Source organism: Wenzhouxiangella limi, assembly GCF_010499265.1.
GTDB lineage: Bacteria > Pseudomonadota > Gammaproteobacteria > Xanthomonadales > Wenzhouxiangellaceae > Wenzhouxiangella > Wenzhouxiangella limi.
In genome coordinates this window covers 502399-518983 of sequence record NZ_JAAGSC010000041.1, presented here as the reverse complement: position 1 = coordinate 518983, position 16585 = coordinate 502399, and the positions used below count along the sequence as shown (strand labels likewise).

11 protein-coding genes and 1 pseudogene are annotated in these 16585 nt (G+C 57.6%); 7 read left to right on the top strand and 5 right to left on the bottom strand.

What is annotated here, in order from left to right:
- The coding region (locus tag G3I74_RS11005) for a transposase (RefSeq protein ID WP_203594679.1) at positions 1–426 on the top strand (426 nt) is incomplete at its 5' end.
- A gap of 324 nt (positions 427–750) precedes the next feature.
- Here the strand turns inward: G3I74_RS11005 and istB are convergent.
- Together istB and istA are read right to left on the bottom strand one after the other, a co-directional pair.
- Positions 751–1542: an IS21-like element helper ATPase IstB gene (gene istB, locus G3I74_RS11000; RefSeq protein WP_164211674.1), complete on the bottom strand. Its 792-nt coding sequence runs from the start codon at positions 1540–1542 to the stop codon at positions 751–753.
- Between the two features lies 1 nt (position 1543).
- On the bottom strand, positions 1544–2692 hold the full coding sequence (istA, locus tag G3I74_RS10995; RefSeq protein ID WP_164211625.1) for an IS21 family transposase: 1149 nt from the start codon (positions 2690–2692) through the stop codon (positions 1544–1546).
- Here istA and G3I74_RS10990 point away from each other — a divergent pair.
- From G3I74_RS10990 to G3I74_RS10970, 5 genes are all read left to right on the top strand, one after another.
- Positions 2627–3289: a 5-methylcytosine restriction system specificity protein McrC gene (locus G3I74_RS10990; protein ID WP_164211624.1), complete on the top strand. Its 663-nt coding sequence runs from the start codon at positions 2627–2629 to the stop codon at positions 3287–3289. The genes istA and G3I74_RS10990 overlap by 66 nt on opposite strands.
- 46 nt (positions 3290–3335) lie before the next feature.
- Positions 3336–3722: a GIY-YIG nuclease family protein gene (locus G3I74_RS16350; protein ID WP_164211623.1), complete on the top strand. Its 387-nt coding sequence runs from the start codon at positions 3336–3338 to the stop codon at positions 3720–3722.
- A gap of 446 nt (positions 3723–4168) precedes the next feature.
- Positions 4169–9496, top strand: coding sequence for a hypothetical protein (locus tag G3I74_RS10980; RefSeq protein ID WP_164211622.1), 5328 nt, complete (start codon positions 4169–4171; stop codon positions 9494–9496).
- A gap of 69 nt (positions 9497–9565) precedes the next feature.
- A complete protein-coding gene (locus tag G3I74_RS10975) occupies positions 9566–9841 on the top strand; it encodes a hypothetical protein (RefSeq protein ID WP_164211621.1) in 276 nt (91 codons plus the stop codon).
- Positions 9842–10265: 424 nt separating this feature from the next.
- The gene (locus G3I74_RS10970) at positions 10266–10466 is read left to right on the top strand and encodes a hypothetical protein (RefSeq protein ID WP_164211620.1); all 201 of its coding nucleotides are present in this window, start codon (positions 10266–10268) and stop codon (positions 10464–10466) included.
- 188 nt (positions 10467–10654) lie between these two features.
- On the opposite strand, the gene G3I74_RS10965 is transcribed toward G3I74_RS10970, so the two are convergent.
- The 3 genes and pseudogenes from G3I74_RS10965 to G3I74_RS10955 all read right to left on the bottom strand — a co-directional run bounded on the left by G3I74_RS10965 (position 10655) and on the right by G3I74_RS10955 (position 13602).
- Positions 10655–11611, bottom strand: coding sequence for a nucleotidyl transferase AbiEii/AbiGii toxin family protein (locus G3I74_RS10965; protein WP_164211619.1), 957 nt, complete (start codon positions 11609–11611; stop codon positions 10655–10657).
- Positions 11608–12429 (bottom strand): type IV toxin-antitoxin system AbiEi family antitoxin domain-containing protein, encoded by an 822-nt coding sequence (locus tag G3I74_RS10960; RefSeq protein WP_164211618.1) that lies wholly within the window; start codon positions 12427–12429, stop codon positions 11608–11610. The genes G3I74_RS10965 and G3I74_RS10960 overlap by 4 nt, the downstream gene beginning before the upstream one ends.
- Positions 12430–13066: 637 nt before the next feature.
- Positions 13067–13602 (bottom strand): annotated as a pseudogene (locus G3I74_RS10955) (ATP-binding protein).
- A gap of 182 nt (positions 13603–13784) precedes the next feature.
- Between G3I74_RS10955 and G3I74_RS10950 the strand changes: the two are divergent.
- Positions 13785–16585, top strand: a 2801-nt coding sequence (locus tag G3I74_RS10950; protein WP_164211617.1) for a bifunctional diguanylate cyclase/phosphodiesterase, incomplete at its 3' end; no start/stop codon positions are given.

The following is a 16585-nucleotide window of genomic DNA, read 5'->3' as shown; positions in this document are numbered from 1 at the left end:
CGCGACGGGACGACGCATGTGATCTTCGAGCCACTGGATTTCATCGCTCGGCTGGCGGCGCTCGTCCCGCCGCCGCGCCTGAATCTCACTCGCTTTCATGGAGTGTTCGCGCCCAACAGCCCCTATCGGGCCCGGATCACGCCGGCCCGGCGGGGTCGAGGTGCCAGGCCGGTTAAGCCGGCGCGAGAAGAGGAACGCACGCCGGCCGAGCAACGCTCGGCGATGCGCTGGGCGAAGCGGCTCAAGCGGGTCTTTCAGATCGATGTGGAGACCTGCCCGAATTGCGGGGGCACGGTCCAGGTCATCGCCTGTATCGAAGATCAGCCGGTCATTGAGCGGATCCTGAATCATCTGGCCAGCAAGGAGTTGTCCGGCCTGTGGCCTGACAGTCGGGCGCCTCCCGGACCCGGCGGCTTGCTTCACTGAATCGCAGGAAATCAACTTCAGGTCGCGTTCCATCCATGCGCGGCCCGGCGGCGCTCGTGCCGGCTCGGCTTGATGACCGAAAATCAGGACGATTCAGGGCTGGGTTGACTGAGACAGAGCGAAATTCGCCGAAAACCGGGCGAACGAGGATGCAAATTGGCACCAGACTATGGATCGGCGAGGCCGTGGATACTGCTGGAAATCAGGAAATAGGGCGCTTAAAATTCCTATACGCTACACTGTCAACACCAACCTGATCTGTCCGTTTTCCAACGAAGTGAGATGTCCCCTTTTCGTCGGGTTATGGAGTCATCTTTTTCGCTGTCAGGTGGGCATTTCCTCCTTGCTGATTGATGGGGTCGGTGGCTTGGTTTTTCCGAGCAGCCCGGCTTTGCGCTTTTCCTTGAGCCGGTAGCTTTCGCCTTTGATGTTGATGGTGGTGGCGTGGTGCAGCAGTCGATCCAGGATGGCGGTGGCCATGACGGTGTCGCCGAGGACTTCGCCCCAGTCGGCAAAGCCCTTGTTCGAGGTCAGGATCAGACTGGCGCGCTCATAACGACGGGTGACCAGGCGGAAGAACAGGCTGGCTTCGGCGCGGCTCATCGGCAGATAGCCCAGCTCGTCCAGGATCAGCACCTTGGGATAGGTCAGCTGCTGCAGCACCTTGTCCAGGCGCTGCTCGGCGCTGGCCTTGCGCAGCCTGGTCAGCAGCTCATCGAGCGTCAGGAACAGCACCCGATGGCCGGCCTCGACCGCCTTGATGCCTAAGGCGATGGCCAGATGGGTCTTGCCCACGCCCGGCGGGCCGAGGAAGACCACGTTCTCGCCGCGCTCCACGAACGCCAGAGCCGCCAGTTCCCGGATGACTTTGCGGTCAATGCCGGGCTGGAAGTCAAAGTCGAAGGCTTCCAGCGTCTGCGGGGCCGGGAAGCGCGCCTGGCGCATTCTGGCCTCAGTGCCTCGAACCCGGCGTGACTGCCACTCGGTCTTGAGTGCTGCGGTCAGGAAGCCCCGGTAGTCCAGGTCCTTCTTGGCGGCCTGTTCGCACACCGCGTCGAGCTGGGCGCCCAGCGTATCCATCTTGAGCTTGTCGAGCAGGTTGTCCAGTTCCATCAGCTTAAGCCTCCGCGTAGTAGCCGAGGGAACGGGACTGCACCCGAACCTGCTGCCACAGCGCCGCATGGTGCTCGGCTATGGTGACGACCCGCTGTTCACCGCGGCTTTGGCGGTGTCTGGCGACCACCTGGCCGCTTAAGTCAGCCAGCTCGATCCAGCCGTCGAGCTGGATCCGCAGGCTCAGACGCTGGCCGACCAGGTGGCCGGGCACGCTGTAGCGCACGCTACCCACGGACACGTAGGCGTCCATGCTGACCACGCGCTGTTCCCGATAGGCGGTATCAAAGCGCTGTCGCGGAAGATCCGACAGCAGCGGCTGCTCCCGACAAAAACGCTCAGGAACCGCCTCGCCCAGTTCCCGGACAAAGCGCCGGTTGGCGACCGTCTGGCACCAGGCCTGCAGGTGGGCATTGAGGTCATCCCAGTCATCGAAGCGCGGCTCCCGGCCGGCCAGGGCGTTGTCGGCGACATAGTGGACCATGCGCTCGACCTTGCCCTTGGTCTGGGCTCTGCGCGGTCGGCAGGCCTTGGGGGCAAAGCCGTAGTGGTTGGCCAGCTCCTGGAAGCGGCGGTTGAAGCGCGGACGATCGGCTGCCCACTGGATGACCGCCGACTTCTGGTTGTCGACCAGCACGGTCGCGGCCACCCCACCGAAGGTCTCGAAGGCCTGGATGATAGCCTCGTAGGTATGCTCGGCGTCACAGCGTTCCATGGCGACCACGTGCAGTGCCCGGGAATGCCCCAGCACGTTGACAGCCAGGTAGACCTTCCGGCGCACCCCGCCAAGCACGATGTAGCGTTCGGCCCAGTCGTGCTGGAGCTGATAACCCGGCGCGGTCTCGTAGCGAACCGTGCCGGCGCTGGGGCGGAGTTGGCGCTTGGGACGGATATAGTCCCTGAGAATCGACAACTTGCCGGAATAGCCGGCTTGCTGAAGATGGCGGAAAATCACTTCGGCATTCCAGATGCCGTCGGCCAGCAGGGCATCGACCTGGGCCTTGTACGGATCGAGCTTGCTCGGCCGCCGCTTCGGGCGCCGGGGTGGTTCACTGCCGCGCTTGAGTGCGCGCCGCACCGTTTTGGGGTGGACCCCCAGCTCGGCGGCTATGTCCTTGAGAAAAACGCCTTGGCGTCGTCGTTCAGATATCATCAAATAGTCCTCTCGGGTCAGCATCCTCGGTCTCCAAGCCGCGAAACTTGCAAGACCGAGTGTCGTTGGTCCGAGGGGACATCTCAAATCGTTGAAAAGGGGACTTTACAGGGCGTTGCTAACAACACCGCTTCAGTGCTGCGCCCAATCGCCCGGCAACGTGGACTGCGACTGGTTGAGCAAGGCCCACGGCGCTATCTTGGACACGACGAAGCTGGACGTGGGCGGGTCTTGATGCGGCCAGATATAGCCCTGCTGGATGTTGATGGCCGACCGATGGCCATTCTCGACACCAAGTGGAAACGGCTGGAGACCCAGAATCCACTCTCCGGCTTGAGCTCGGCGGACCTGTACCAGATGGCGAGCTACTCAGCCTCCTACCATTGTCGCAAAGTTGCCCTGCTCTACCCGGAGCAAATAGCGCTAACAATGAATCAGGGTCATAAAATCAGATTGAAAGGCGCACTTTCAGCTGAGCTTTTGGTGCTATCTACACCAATTGACTTGGCTCCAACGCCATCGACTTGTCAGACGATCACGAACGCACTGATGCCTTCTAAAAAAGCAGCGACTCCGCAAACAGTGGGTGGTTTTTGATCGCCATGCAGCACTTGCGAGAGCAGTCAGGCGACAGCACGACACGATGAAAGCAGAGAAAAGAACCATCGTGGGTCGATATCTGATCTACGGATTACTCGACCCTAGAGATCAATCCCTGAGGTACATAGGGAAAACACATAAGCGGCGAGAGCTTCGTTTGAAAGAACATATCGAAGAGGCTAAAGAGGGAACGCATCGCCCCGTTCACCGATGGATCCAAGAACTGCTCTCCGAGGGCCATGAGCCACAGATTTTTATCTGGCGAAGGATTTCGCCTGAGCAAGACTGGGGAGACGCTGAACGAGCAGCCATCGGCTATTGGCGTACTTTCTCCGACCCTCTACCGTACTTACACCCCCCACAGACGCCGAAAAGTCAGCCCGTGCTAATCAGGTCGGTAGACCTAACAAACATCCGAGGCGGTGGCTAAAAGAGCTGAATATCCATTCGAGCCGCGCACGGGCCCAATCCGAGCCCGGCGGCGGGCCCGCGTGGGCCCGTGTGGGCCCGATTTGGGCCCAAAGTGGGCCCACAAAGATTTAGGGGCCGCTTGGCGGCGAACAAGAAATCACGCAACATACTGAAACTTATTATATTTCTTGGTGCCGCTGGAGAGATTCGAACTCCCGACCCACGCATTACGAAAGCGGCAAATCATCTTTTTGCTTAATCTGTCTAAATCTTCCTTGAGAGTAACTAGCGGCCCCAATTTTACTAGGCTCCCGGCCAGCCCATTTTGCCCCCTATCGGCTCCTTGCTCCGGTCAAACGAATATTAGCGGAAACGAGGCCCTCTCACACTGTAGAATTTCATTCGGAGAGTAAACGGGTAAACTACACTAGAAAATTATTCTAGGGACGGCAAAACCCCGAGCCGATGGAGGCCTCTGACGCAATCTCTGAGTACCTGAGCGAGTACCCTTCGCTCAGCCGCCACCAACCGCTTCTCGAGCAAATCGAGGCCCTGATCGATCCTCCTCTGCTTGGCGAGTATCCGCTGGTCGTTTCCCGGCTGCTGGATTTACATCACGCCCTCGGGCCGGAGTGGTCGGTACCGATCGCCAGCAAACCTGCCCTCAATTGCGCGGAGTTTCTGGCTGACTTTGCCTACCTGAAGCCAACTCCAAAGGCTGCCAGCTCTGTCCGGGGGCTGGTCGGCAAGCACCCAGCCTGGGCCAGCCTGCGCGCGACCCCGATCGGTTTCTACACTGAAAGCTGCCTGCTAGGTCTTGCCTACTACTTTCGCCAGGCTGGCGCTAACGACGCAGCAATAGCAACTGAGCAGCTACTACGCTCCCGCCCCCGGAAGAGGAAGGCGGGCGAGACAGACACATGGCGCGAGATTCTCCCTGATCTCTACGCCACCCCTGACCCGATTTCGTTCCTATCGCAGCTGCTCGATCTACAGGACCGACTGAAAGCATCCCAACCGAGGTTCTGGAGAGCGATCAGCCTGGCAGTGAGGGCGCTACAAACCGGCCCTCTCGATTCAGACCCGATGACCGATGATGGTGAGGGCGACGACCTCGAGATCATTTCCGTGCCATTGCTGGACGAGGATGAATTGCTTCCGGGAGAGCCGGCTGAAGAGGCCATTTCCCCGTTGGTTATGGTCGAGCTGGACGACAAGGAGTCTTTAGAAGACAAACAGATGCAGTTCATCCACGCCGCCAGGCGATATGCCGCGGGTGGCAGGATGTGGATTGAGGACCACATCTCGTCACTGCCACTGGAAGACGCTTCGGAATTGAGCGAGTGGCTCATCGACCTGGCCAGAAATCTTCTCAACAATAACAAGATTGGTGAAGCGGCCATTCCGCTGACAGCGTTGATCATGCTGATGACCGGCCGAAGTCCAGATGTTGCGCTTTCTGCGTTAGCCGGCGCTAGCGACCCGGTCGCGATTCAGGGCGGAAATCTGAGGATTACGCTACCGCCCTTGGATTCAGCTTTTGAGCCCAAACCAACCGCAGCCCGGAAGTATTACCAGACCCAGCAGCATGTGTCGATACCGATTCCGACCCGAATCTCCGGACCCATAGCCCACTGGCGCGCGCGGCAAGGCGCGGGTCTCTATCGGAGATCTTCCGCCGAGAAAGATGTCATCGCACTGCTCCGCACTTTTCGACGTGAAAAGATGATCCCGGCCTACATCTCACAACTCCGCCGGACCATGGCCACTTGTGTGTATCTGGCTTCGCGCGACCCCGTAATCGCTATATGGCTTTCCGGCGACCTGCAGGGCCACGGTGACGCGGCGCTTTACTATGTCGCAGTACCAGAGCGCATGGCAACCAAGGCCTACATTGATGCAATGTGGCCAATACTGGCTCCTAAAAGCGCCCGTCCGTCCTGCGAAGCTATTGCGCTAATCGGCGCAAAAGGGAGACCCAAAGACCAGCTGCTGAATACCCAGGTTAAAAAGCTCAGTGGCCTCTTCCGAAACCCGCATTATGATGCTGCGCAATTAAAGTACATCCGCGAGCGGCATAACCACATGGTCCGCTACATCACGGCGATGTTGGTCTGCCTGCTTGGGCATCGACCCTTTGCGGCGCTTTTTGATCTCAGACGATGGGACTTTTCTCTGGACCTGGGCCTGGCACTGTTCAGCGACAAAAAGTCTGATCCCGCTCATATGCTTCGGCCAGTCGCTTTAGGAAAAAAGGTCTCGGAGCAACTACAAATCTACCAATGGCACCTGACAGAGCTCCTGACACACCTGGAAAAACACGGCCAAGATACCGAGCCCGCAAGCCAATCAATCCGAGAGGCCCAGCAAGGTACGGCGCCCTGGTTCTTCTGGATTAATGATGGTTACAAATTTGTTCCGATCAAGATACGCATTTGGAGAGCCCAGCTCGCTGAATTATTTCCGGATCTACAAGCATGGTTTGGCAGAACAGTCTTGGCCAGTCAGGTGCGCGAGATCTCTTGCAAGACATCACGATCCCAGCATCCTTCCTGGGCTGAGCTGGCGCATATACAGCTCGGCCACCTTTCCTTGCTGGCAATGCCATTTGATTCAAACTCTCCAACAGAGCTTGTGGCCTTTGCCCGAGATGCAGGTGAAATGATTGATGCACTCTTTGATCACCAAGGCTGGACGGTTCAGGGCGGACTGATTCCGAGTTCGAAGCGAACCGTGGAGAAGCGGGAAACTGAGCCTAGTCCCGTCAGCTGGTTCTATCCGGAGGAACCTCGTGAGCAACTAGAAAAGCACATCACGGCGTGGAAACAGCGGGCCAGGGAGGCAGAAAAGAGGTACCTGGACGCAGCAAAACTTCAATATGGTGAGCTATTGCTCAACACAGTTGCGGACCCCTACCCCGAGCTTGCCGAGCAGCTGAGGGGCGTTTTTGATCCTCAAAACCAGCCGACCGAGCCCTCCAAGCCGGTCAGCTTGTCGCGCGAGGAGATCAACAAGTTACTGAAGAGAGGCGGGCCAGCCACTCGGCCCGTGCTGACCAATATCCTGCGAGACAGCCTGAAGAAAGGCCGGAAAGCCGGATGGTATGCTGGCGCCCTTCCCAAGCGCTTCGCCCCGAAACGTGCGATTGAGACTACCCGGTACTTGCCGGGAATGTTCAAGGCGCATCACCTTTTTTGCCAACTTCGAGTGGCCTACCCGAAGATCGTTTGCGAAGCAAGCTCAGACCCTGAACTGCAAACGGCTGAAGGGCAATTGGCGAAAGTGGCGCTGGCGCTCATTCTTTTCGGTGGCATCACCAGCAAGGAGGAACTGCGGCAAATCATAGATGGGCGCCCTAACGCTGTCCCGAACCCGCTCTTCCCCAATTCGATAATAGTCCCAATGAGGGACGCACCTCCTGCAGATACTAAGCCTAAGGAGATCCAAACTCCCCTGGTCTGGGCACTGTGGGAGGTCGCAGCGGTCGCCTATCTGAAATATGACCGCCAAACTGACAGCGATGCGCCGACTCCAGACTGGGAATCCGAGACATTGGATGCCGCTTTTGAGCGCCTTCTGGGCCAACATATTTCGGCGCCACGAGGATCAAAGCGCTGGATCAAAGCCCTACTGGAACAATCTGCGTTCATTCGAACGATCGAGATGTGTGGCATCGGCGAATATGCACTGCATCCCAAGAACGGCTCCTGGTCCTTGCCACTCAGTCGACAATATGCCTTTCTCGCCAACAAGGTCGACCGATACACGCCTCAAGCGCCTAAGCCATCGAAGCCCACCTTCGGGGCTCCCCGCTCAACCAACGAGACCCTGGACAAAATTAAAGAAGCCATACCGCACTTGACAACGGAGGGAGCAAGCAAGGCAAATGAGGAACAGATCCGAATGGGACGCAAGGCTGCCGTCAATGCAATTGATTCGATCGCTAAAACCGTTCCGACGAAGTCTCTCGAATCCATTTTGGCGATTTATGCTCTGGAATACCTCAATGCCGACAAGCCACATTCCACAGACAAATACGAGCTATCCGGTATTCGTGGAACCATCTCCGCAATTGGATCAAAAATTGTAGCGGCATTGGATGGTCGGGATTTAGCGGCAATCAGCTTCGACGAATACCGAGATGCCTATCACGAGATCGTAAGTCATTCAAAAAGCCCAAATGCACGCAAGGCCACGGCAAGGGAACTCTTGCGCTTCCACGCCACCTTGATCAGGGAAATCGGTGCTCCTCGTATCGAGCGTGATGATTTGATTGACGACGATGAAAGCCAGGCGAGTCGCGTCGATGCAAGAATCGTACTGCCGGCTGAGATCCGACACGCACAGGATCTGTTGCGAAACTATCCACCAAAGCAGAAAAACCAGGCGCTCTCGATCGACCTTCGCCTTGCCTTTCAGGCCCATATCCTACTTGGCCTTTGTGTAGCGTTTGGCCCCCGCCCCCCCGAAATTAAGGGCATTTTGCAGCGTGATCTCTATCAGTCAAGAGGGAACCACTTCGTCTACCTGCGCGACAACAAACGGCGCAAGCTCAAAACCAAGATGTCGCGTCGCCGTATCCGGCTGAGCGGTCGAGCTCCGGACACCACACTCAAAGAAATCAACTCATACCAGAAAAACGAGAAAAGCTGGTACCGCAAAAACTACCGGGAAGGTAACCGGCTGTTCTTCATGGAGCCATCGTTTTATTCCACAGACCGGGGCGGCCTTCCTTCAAATGCAACCTATCTGACCCGTCACCTGAGCGACGTACTCCAGTCCTTGTCGCCCGAGTACTGTAATGCATACCACATTCGCCACGCGATTGGAACACGAGCTCAGCTGAAGTTGGCACTCGGAATGCGAATGACGCACTCCGATCTCCTACCGAATGCCGATTTAGAACAGCCATCTTTTGACCCTCCCGCGATGCGAATCCCTCGCGATGTTGGGCTTCTTACGGCGCAGTTTGGTCACGTGGACTTTAAGCGCACCACACGTTCTTATGGACACGTCCCGTGGGTTTATCTGTTCTCACAAGCCTTTCTTTCATCATCGAACTTAAAGGTCTCAAAGCTCGCGCCAATTTATGGCAAGACCGAAGGTGCGCTCTATCAAGAGGCCCTTAGAGAAGGTAGTGGTTTTGCTCGGAAAGTGGTTGAAGAGCTTTCATCGAACAAGGAACCAGCCAAACGTAGAAACATTCGGCGCAAGACCGCTTCCTATGGGGCACCAGCGATTTCTGACCCTCTCGCGCGCTTCCTGGTCGCATCAGCCTTCACAGAGGGCGAAATCAGTTACTTGAATCGTGGGCTGACATCGGGTCACCTGCAAGTTCTCGCAGAGGCCGACAAGGCGCTTTTCCAGGATTTAGGCATCTGCTTTCTAAAAGGAACCGTTGCATCCGCAAGTAAACCCACGGCGCCGCCAAGAATCCTCGAAAGCTCAGAGGATCTCTTCAAAGTTTTAGAGCTTGTGCGAAGCAAGCCAGATGACATGCGTCCGATTCTTGCATCCTTCCTTCTGCTGTTTGATCGAGCCCGCCCGCATCGGCTTCGACTGGAAGCACCTGTCGCAGAAGCGCTTAAAAAGATAATCGAGAAGGCATGCAAGAAATTCACGGTTGCGATTTCTCGAGAAGGTAAGCGCAAGTGTGATTTGGAGGTCCGTGACCCAGAGACGAGGCCTGTGACCCGCCAGACCATTTGGATTCTTGGCTTATGCGCCGTTGTCTTGCATTCTTACGCGACGCTCAGGGGTAGCAAAAAAGCGAACCAGAGAAAACTATGGTGAACGAGCCCGGTAAAGCCCCTCGCATTCCCTGAAGCCACTCCACTTTGAAGAAATCCGCGCCGAGTGACATTGATCAGGCAGACCGTTTTCTATGGAGGACTGCCCACGGCCCGGCGGATCCTGATCGTGTGCTTCATCCTACTCACCACAACCGCTGCGGCCGGCTGCCACGATCTGGGCATCCTGATTGACCAGCGCTCACCGGCGCAAGCGCAGACCGACCAGAGCGAGGTACGGCTTCGGTGCTTGCGCTTTGTGCTCGATTTGAAGTCTGTAAAGGCAAAAGATGACCGCAGGATTTTCACGGGATTCTTTTTGGCGCCGTGGTCGAAGCCAGGTGCTTGATGGTTCCCACAAAGGGAACTATGGTTCCCATAAAAAGAACCCACGGTAGCCGATGACCTCCCTGGCGGAAGCCCTATTCACCACAACCCAGCAGCGCCTACTCAGGCTTCTCTACGGAGATACAGAGCGAAGCCTTTACCTCAGGGAGATCTTGAGGCTAGCGGAGATGGGTGTCGGCACAGTCAAGCGAGAGCTGGATCGAATGGTCGCGCCCGGCATACTCAAGCGCTCTCAGCAAGGCACTCAACACCACTACCAGGCCGACAAGTCATGCCCAATCCATGCAGAACTTACCGCTACCGTGCGTAAAACACTCGGCCTGTCAGTCTTCCTGCGTCAAGTACTCAACCCACTAGCCGACCGAATCCAGTGGGCCTTTGTATTCGGCTAAATCGCGAGCGGCAGTGCGACTGAGGCTAGCGACGTGGATCTGATGGTCATCGGCGATGTGGACTTTGAACAGCTTTCGCTGACGTTGTACCCGGCACAAGAGGCGCTTGGTCGGGAAATCAACCCGAAGTTGTACCGGTCCGAAGAGTGGCGCGCGCTATCCAGGACTGATGACGGCTTCGTCCGAAACGTATTGAAGAGTCCACGGATCGATTTAATTGGACAGGCGCTGTGACGCTGGATAATCTGGTGGGGAACGCGATGGAGCGGATTGATATAGACCCCGCAGCGATCGCGCAACGGATTGGTCCAGCCAAACCTGATCATGCCGATGGTCAGGGCGAAATCATCAGCCGGAGCATGTTTTTTAGAGTGAATGACAGGGTTTGCTTTTGTTCCTGGCCTAACCATCGCCTTACAGCCTTACATCAACCCAGCTTGCGCTCGCCACTTGAGCGCCGGGTGCTGCGGAAGAAGGTCTGCCAGAGCAAGGGGTATGCTCAATAAGCCGGGTGCAATTTTGCCTCGGTCACGGATCTCAGCGATAAAATCATGCTCGGTAGGGCTCAGCGGCAAAAGCCTTCGAAGCTCCTGTTGCACTTCCTCTGTCAACTTGGCCAGAATTTTCTGCTGGTCCTCTCTGCGAGATCCCGCTTGGCGCACCAGCAGGGGGAATAGTTGCCGACTTGCTTCTTCGTAGTCGGGTTGAATATCTGAAGGATCAATCGTTCGCCAGTCTCGCTTTCCCATGGCACCATAGAGCACAAAGGCAAGACGAAGTCGCGCAGGCTCTGTAGACAAGTGCTTGAGCAGGTAATGCGCATCGAACAAATCGCGAGCAGCGGTTCTGTTGAACAGGGCGCTCAACTTTCCTCCAGCCAGCTCGTGAAGATCCAGCACGGAAATACCACGTGCGACGAGCGAGCCCAAGGGACGCGAATCCATCCGAACCACCGGCCAAAGGGGTTGCCTATATAGATAATTCAGATCAACTTCCAAGGTGCCGCCACCGCTCAGGACGCTGTTGTAGCGAAAACGCCATTTACTGCCGGCGTGACTGCCTGGCGCACGAGTGCGCATCAAGTCTTGGCGTGCCGCAATCGCATGAATACGCTGCTCGACCTGAGGCCGCTCAATCATCATGAGCTCTCGATCCAGCGCACCGATGTAGTTGAGATCGATATCGACCGACAGCCGCGGCAAGTCGAAATGGAACAGGTTCAGGGCCGTGCCCCCCTTCAAAGCCAGCCTGTTCTCCAGAAATGGATCTCTGAATAGGGCCTGCAGAAGGCTCAGAAGTCGATCGACCTTCTCCAGGAACTCGACGCGAAATCCCGTTTCAGCGGCCAGCCGATTTAAAGAGTCTGCAGAAAGGCTCATTCGGGCTCCTCCCAGTGACGCTCAACCAACGAACAAGGGACGACCAGATTCCACCGCGACAGGTAGCGGGAGGGCTCGTCGCTGCCGCGCGCAAGGTAGTGTGGGCTGGCAGGGATGCGTTGGCGCAATTTCTCCAGAGTTCGTTCATCGACCATCAGCGACTCGCGGTTCACCTCCAGATACCACCCGGTCTTGGCGACCGTCGTCGCGTTGCCCAGGGCCAACGCGTAATCACACACTGCCGGCAGGTTCAGGTATTCGATCATCTCGAGCGAGCGCCAGACTTCCTCCCAGCCTCCGCACAGGTCAGGACGGTCCAGGGCATCAACCAGGGTGCGCTCCAGACCGGTGACCTGAACCGCGATCCCGGCCCGGTCGATCGATTCAACGCCAAAATCAACCCGATCCGCTCGCAGCAGCGCCGGCGGCACAATCAGGGGGCGATAACGCGTGCCCCGAAACTCGAAAGGCTGCATTCGACGATGAGACACGAACTGAACCTCATTGAAAGCGCTGTAGGCTCGTCCTTGCAACTCCAGTGCACTGTGGTAGGCCAGCACTGCATCGGCGCTGAGATGGGCGGCGACCAGAAATGGATCCACCGCGCAGTGGTCCGGCTCAACCCCCGGAGGAACCACCCAATACAATCCACGCCGGATCGGGAGGATATGACCCCGTTTACGGTGATAGTCCAGCGACGTCTTCCGCCCCGATCCGCTCAGGCCGGTAGCCGCCTCAAACTGCTCGATACGGAAGATTTTGTGGGCTTTAAGAAATGTGCTGGGGCGCATGACTTGATCATATGTCTCTGAAAGCATGTATATCTTATGCTTCCGATACCACATTATCAAGAGCAATTCTACGGCGAGCGGCTTGGTGACTTACCCAGAAAATTGTATCGTACGATACAAAATGAACAGCCCGGCCCGAAGATGCTCAGTGATTTCGTCCGGCTCGTGGCATTTCTTCTCGGACCAAAGCCAGCAGCCCACTCCACTTTGAAAAAATCCAAGCCGAGCCACGTTGATCAGGCAGACCGCTTTCTATGGAGGACTGCCCATGGCCTGCCGAATCCTGATCTTGTGCCTCAGCCTACTCGCCACAACTGCTGCGGCCGACTGCCGCGATCGCGGGATCCTGATTGATCAGCGCTCACCGGCGCAAGCCCAGACGGACCAGAGCGAGGGACGGCTTCGATGCGTTCGCTTCGTGCTCGATGCCAGGACAGGGGCCGGGAGCTATGGATGGGTGGCCTGGCACCACGAGCGCACCGGACAGGCGACCAACAGCCATCGGCTGGGCCTCTTTCCGGTCGACGGTGCGGGTGGCATGGCGGTCGGCTGCGTTCCGGGAACCCTTGATGGTGACACGTGTCAACACCAACCTGATCTGTCCGTTTTCCACCGAAGTGAGATATCCCCTTTTCGTCGGGTTATGGAGTCATCTTTTCCGCTGTCAGGTGGGCACTTCCTCCTTGCTGATTGACGGGGTCGGTGGCTTGGTTTTTCCGCGCAGCCCGGCTTTGCGCTTTTCCTTGAGCCGGTAGCTCTCCCCTTTGATGTTGATGGTGGTAGCGTGGTGCAGCAGTCGATCCAGGATGGCGGTGGCCATGACGGTGTCGCCGAGGACTTCGCCCCAGTCGGCAAAGCCCTTGTTCGAAGCCAGGATCAGACTGACGCGCTCATAGCGACGGATGACCAGGCGGAAGAACGGGCTGGCTTCGGCCCGGCTCATTGGCAGATAGCCCAGCTCGTCCAGGATCAGCACCTTGGGATACGTCAGCTGCTTGTCCAGGCGCTGCTCGGCGCGCTGGCCTTGCGCAGTCTGGCTTCGGTGCCTCGGACCCGGCGTGACTGCCACTCGGTCTTTAGTGCTGCGGTCGGGAAGCCCCGGTAGGCCAGGTCCTTCTTGGCGGCCTGTTCGCACACCGCGTCGAGCTGGGCGCCCAGCGTGTCCATCTTGAGCTTGTCGAGCAGGTTGTCCAGTTCCATCCGCCAGGCCTCCGCGTAGTAGCCGAGAAAACGGGACTGCACCCGAACCTGCTGCCACAGCGCCGCATGGTGCTCCGTAATGTAGTGTACGTATATTACGTACGTTGATTGTCGCTGTGCTCTATAATCGCCGAAGGGCCATTTGTCCCACGCCGCCTGACGCGTTACTGCAGGGGTAGATCATGGAACGTCCGCCGTTACCGGAGAATGAGCCGCAACGCTTGCAGGCCCTGCATGCGCTCCAGATGCTGGACACTCCGGCCGAAGAGCGCTTCGATCGCCTGACTCGTCTACTCCAGTGCGCGCTCGACGTGCCGATGGCGACGATTTCTTTGGTCGATGCCGAGCGCCAGTGGTTCAAGTCGCGTCAGGGGCTGACCGATTCGGAAACCCATCGGGATATTTCTTTTTGCGGCCACGGTATTCTGGATAAAGAAATCCTGGAAGTTCCAGACGCCCTGCTTGACCCCCGCTTTTGCGACAACCCTCTGGTCACTGGCCCACCCCATATCAGGTTTTATGCAGGCGCGCCCCTGAGCACGCCCGATGGATACCGGATCGGCATGCTGTGCGCAATTTCTGACCAGCCACGTCAACTCACTGATCGCGATCGCACGGTCTTGAGGGATCTGGCTGACTGTGTCGAGGTGGAACTCAATGCGGTAGAAGAACGGCGACTTAATGCGTTGCTGACAGATAGCCAAAAGCGAAGTGGCACGATTCTGGGTGCCATGCCCGACATCGTCTTTCTGGTTGATCAGGATGGAATCTACCTGGAGGGCAACGATCACCCGGATCTGCCCGCACCCAGGGAGGAGATGCAAGGTCGTCGAATGGAAGACCTTCTGCCGCCCTCCGTTGCACCGCGCTGGCGCGAGGCTTTGGAAAAAGCGCTTTCCAATAATGATGTTGTTGATCTCGAATACGAACTTCCCAGCGGCAACGACACGGCAGTCTTTGAGGCACGAATCCATAGACTGGGCCAATCCGAAGCCTTGGTTGTCATCAGAAACATCTCGACTGAAAGCGCTTTACAAGCCGAAGTGAAAAAGCTTTCCCGGTTGGCCAGCGAGACCACCAACGGCGTCATCATTACCGATGCCGAAGGCAGGGTGGACTGGATCAACGAGGGTTTCAGCCGCATCGCGGGTTATACCCTGGACGAGATGCGCGGACTCAAGCCTGGCGAGCTCCTGCAAGGCGATGAATCGGACCCTGCGATCGTCGAGCAGATGCGTGAGGCAATTGCCCGCGGCGAAGGTTTTGAAGTCGAGCTTCTCAACTACGCCAAGAATGGAAGACCTTATTGGATTCATATCCTTTGTTTCCCTCTGCACGATGCCGATGGTGTGCTGGAGGGCTTCATGGCTATCGAGTCCGACGTCACCGCCCAGAAGGAAGCCGAAAAGTCGCTGCTGCAATTCAAGAGTACCCTCGACCAGACTCTGGACTCTGTGTTCATGTTCGACGCTGAGTCCTTGCAATTTACCTATGTCAATGCCGGCGCACTTCGACAGGTCGGATACAGCCGGCACGAATTGCTGGCCATGCACCCATATGACATCAAGCCGAAAATCTGCGAAGCAAGCTTCCGCGAGCGGATTGCGCCCCTACAATCCGGCGAGCAAGACTCACTGACCTTCGAGACCATCCACCGCCACAAAAACGGCCGGGAGCTCCCGGTAGAAGTCTTTCTGCAGCACATGACACCGCGGGGCGAGCGGGCCCACTTTGTTGCCATCGTGCGCGATATCACAGAGAGAAAACGGGCTGACGCAAAGATTCATCGCCTGGCCTACTACGATGCGCTCACCGATCTGCCCAATCGACTTTTGCTTCAGGACCGGCTGCGCCACGCGATGGCCGTCGGTCGACGCAGCCGCAGCCTCGGCGCGCTGGTTTTTCTGGATATTGATGACTTCAAGATTCTCAACGACACCCAAGGGCATGACGCCGGGGATCGATTGCTCATCGAGATCGCTGACCGTATCGGCGCAGTTGCGCGCGAGTCCGATACGATCGCGCGTCTGGGCGGGGACGAATTTGTCGTGATGCTGGAAAACCTGAGCACTGATCCAGAAGAAGCCGCCGTTCAAGTCCGGCAGATTGGAGAGAAGATCCGCTTGGAGCTGGCCCGCCCTTATGCTGTTAACGGCGGCGAATACCATTGCTCTGCCAGCATCGGCATCGCCTTGTTCAACGGGCACGACGAGTCCTTCGACACTCTGCTCAAGCAAGCCGAGCTGGCGATGTACAAGGCCAAAGAAGATGACCGCAATGTTCTGCGTTTCTTCGACCCCGCCATGCAAACCACGCTCGATGAGCGCATTGACCTGGAAAGAGACCTGCGATTGGCTTTGGATCTAGGCCAGTTCGCGCCCTTCTACCAGGCGCAGGTCGACCGCGAAGGACGCGTTGTTGGCGCGGAAGTCCTGCTTCGCTGGCAACACCCGGAGCGAGGCATGGTTTCGCCGGCCGAGTTCATCCCGCTGGCTGAGGCCACGGGTCTGATTGTGCCCATCGGGCACTGGGTACTGGAAAGCGCCTGTCGCCAGATTGCCCAATGGTCTGAAAGAGATGGCCTGCAGCACGTTCGGCTGGCCGTCAACGTCAGTGCCCGAGAGTTCCGCCAGCCCGACTTTGTCGATCAGGTCAAGCACGTCCTGTCCAAAACCGGCGCCGATCCGGCGCGGCTGCGGCTGGAGCTGACCGAAAGCATGGTCCTGGAAGACGTCGGCGGCACTTTCGAGAAAATGGAGGCACTCAAGCAGCTGGGCATTGGATTCGCCCTGGATGATTTTGGGACCGGGCACTCTTCGCTGGCCTATCTGACCCGTTTGCCGCTGGATACCCTCAAGATCGACAGCTCGTTCGTGTTCAACCTGCCGGACAGCCACAACGATGCCGTTGTTGCCCAGACCATTATCTCCATGGCCAGAAGCCTGGGATTGAACGTGATCGCCGAAGGCGTAGAAACCGAGGC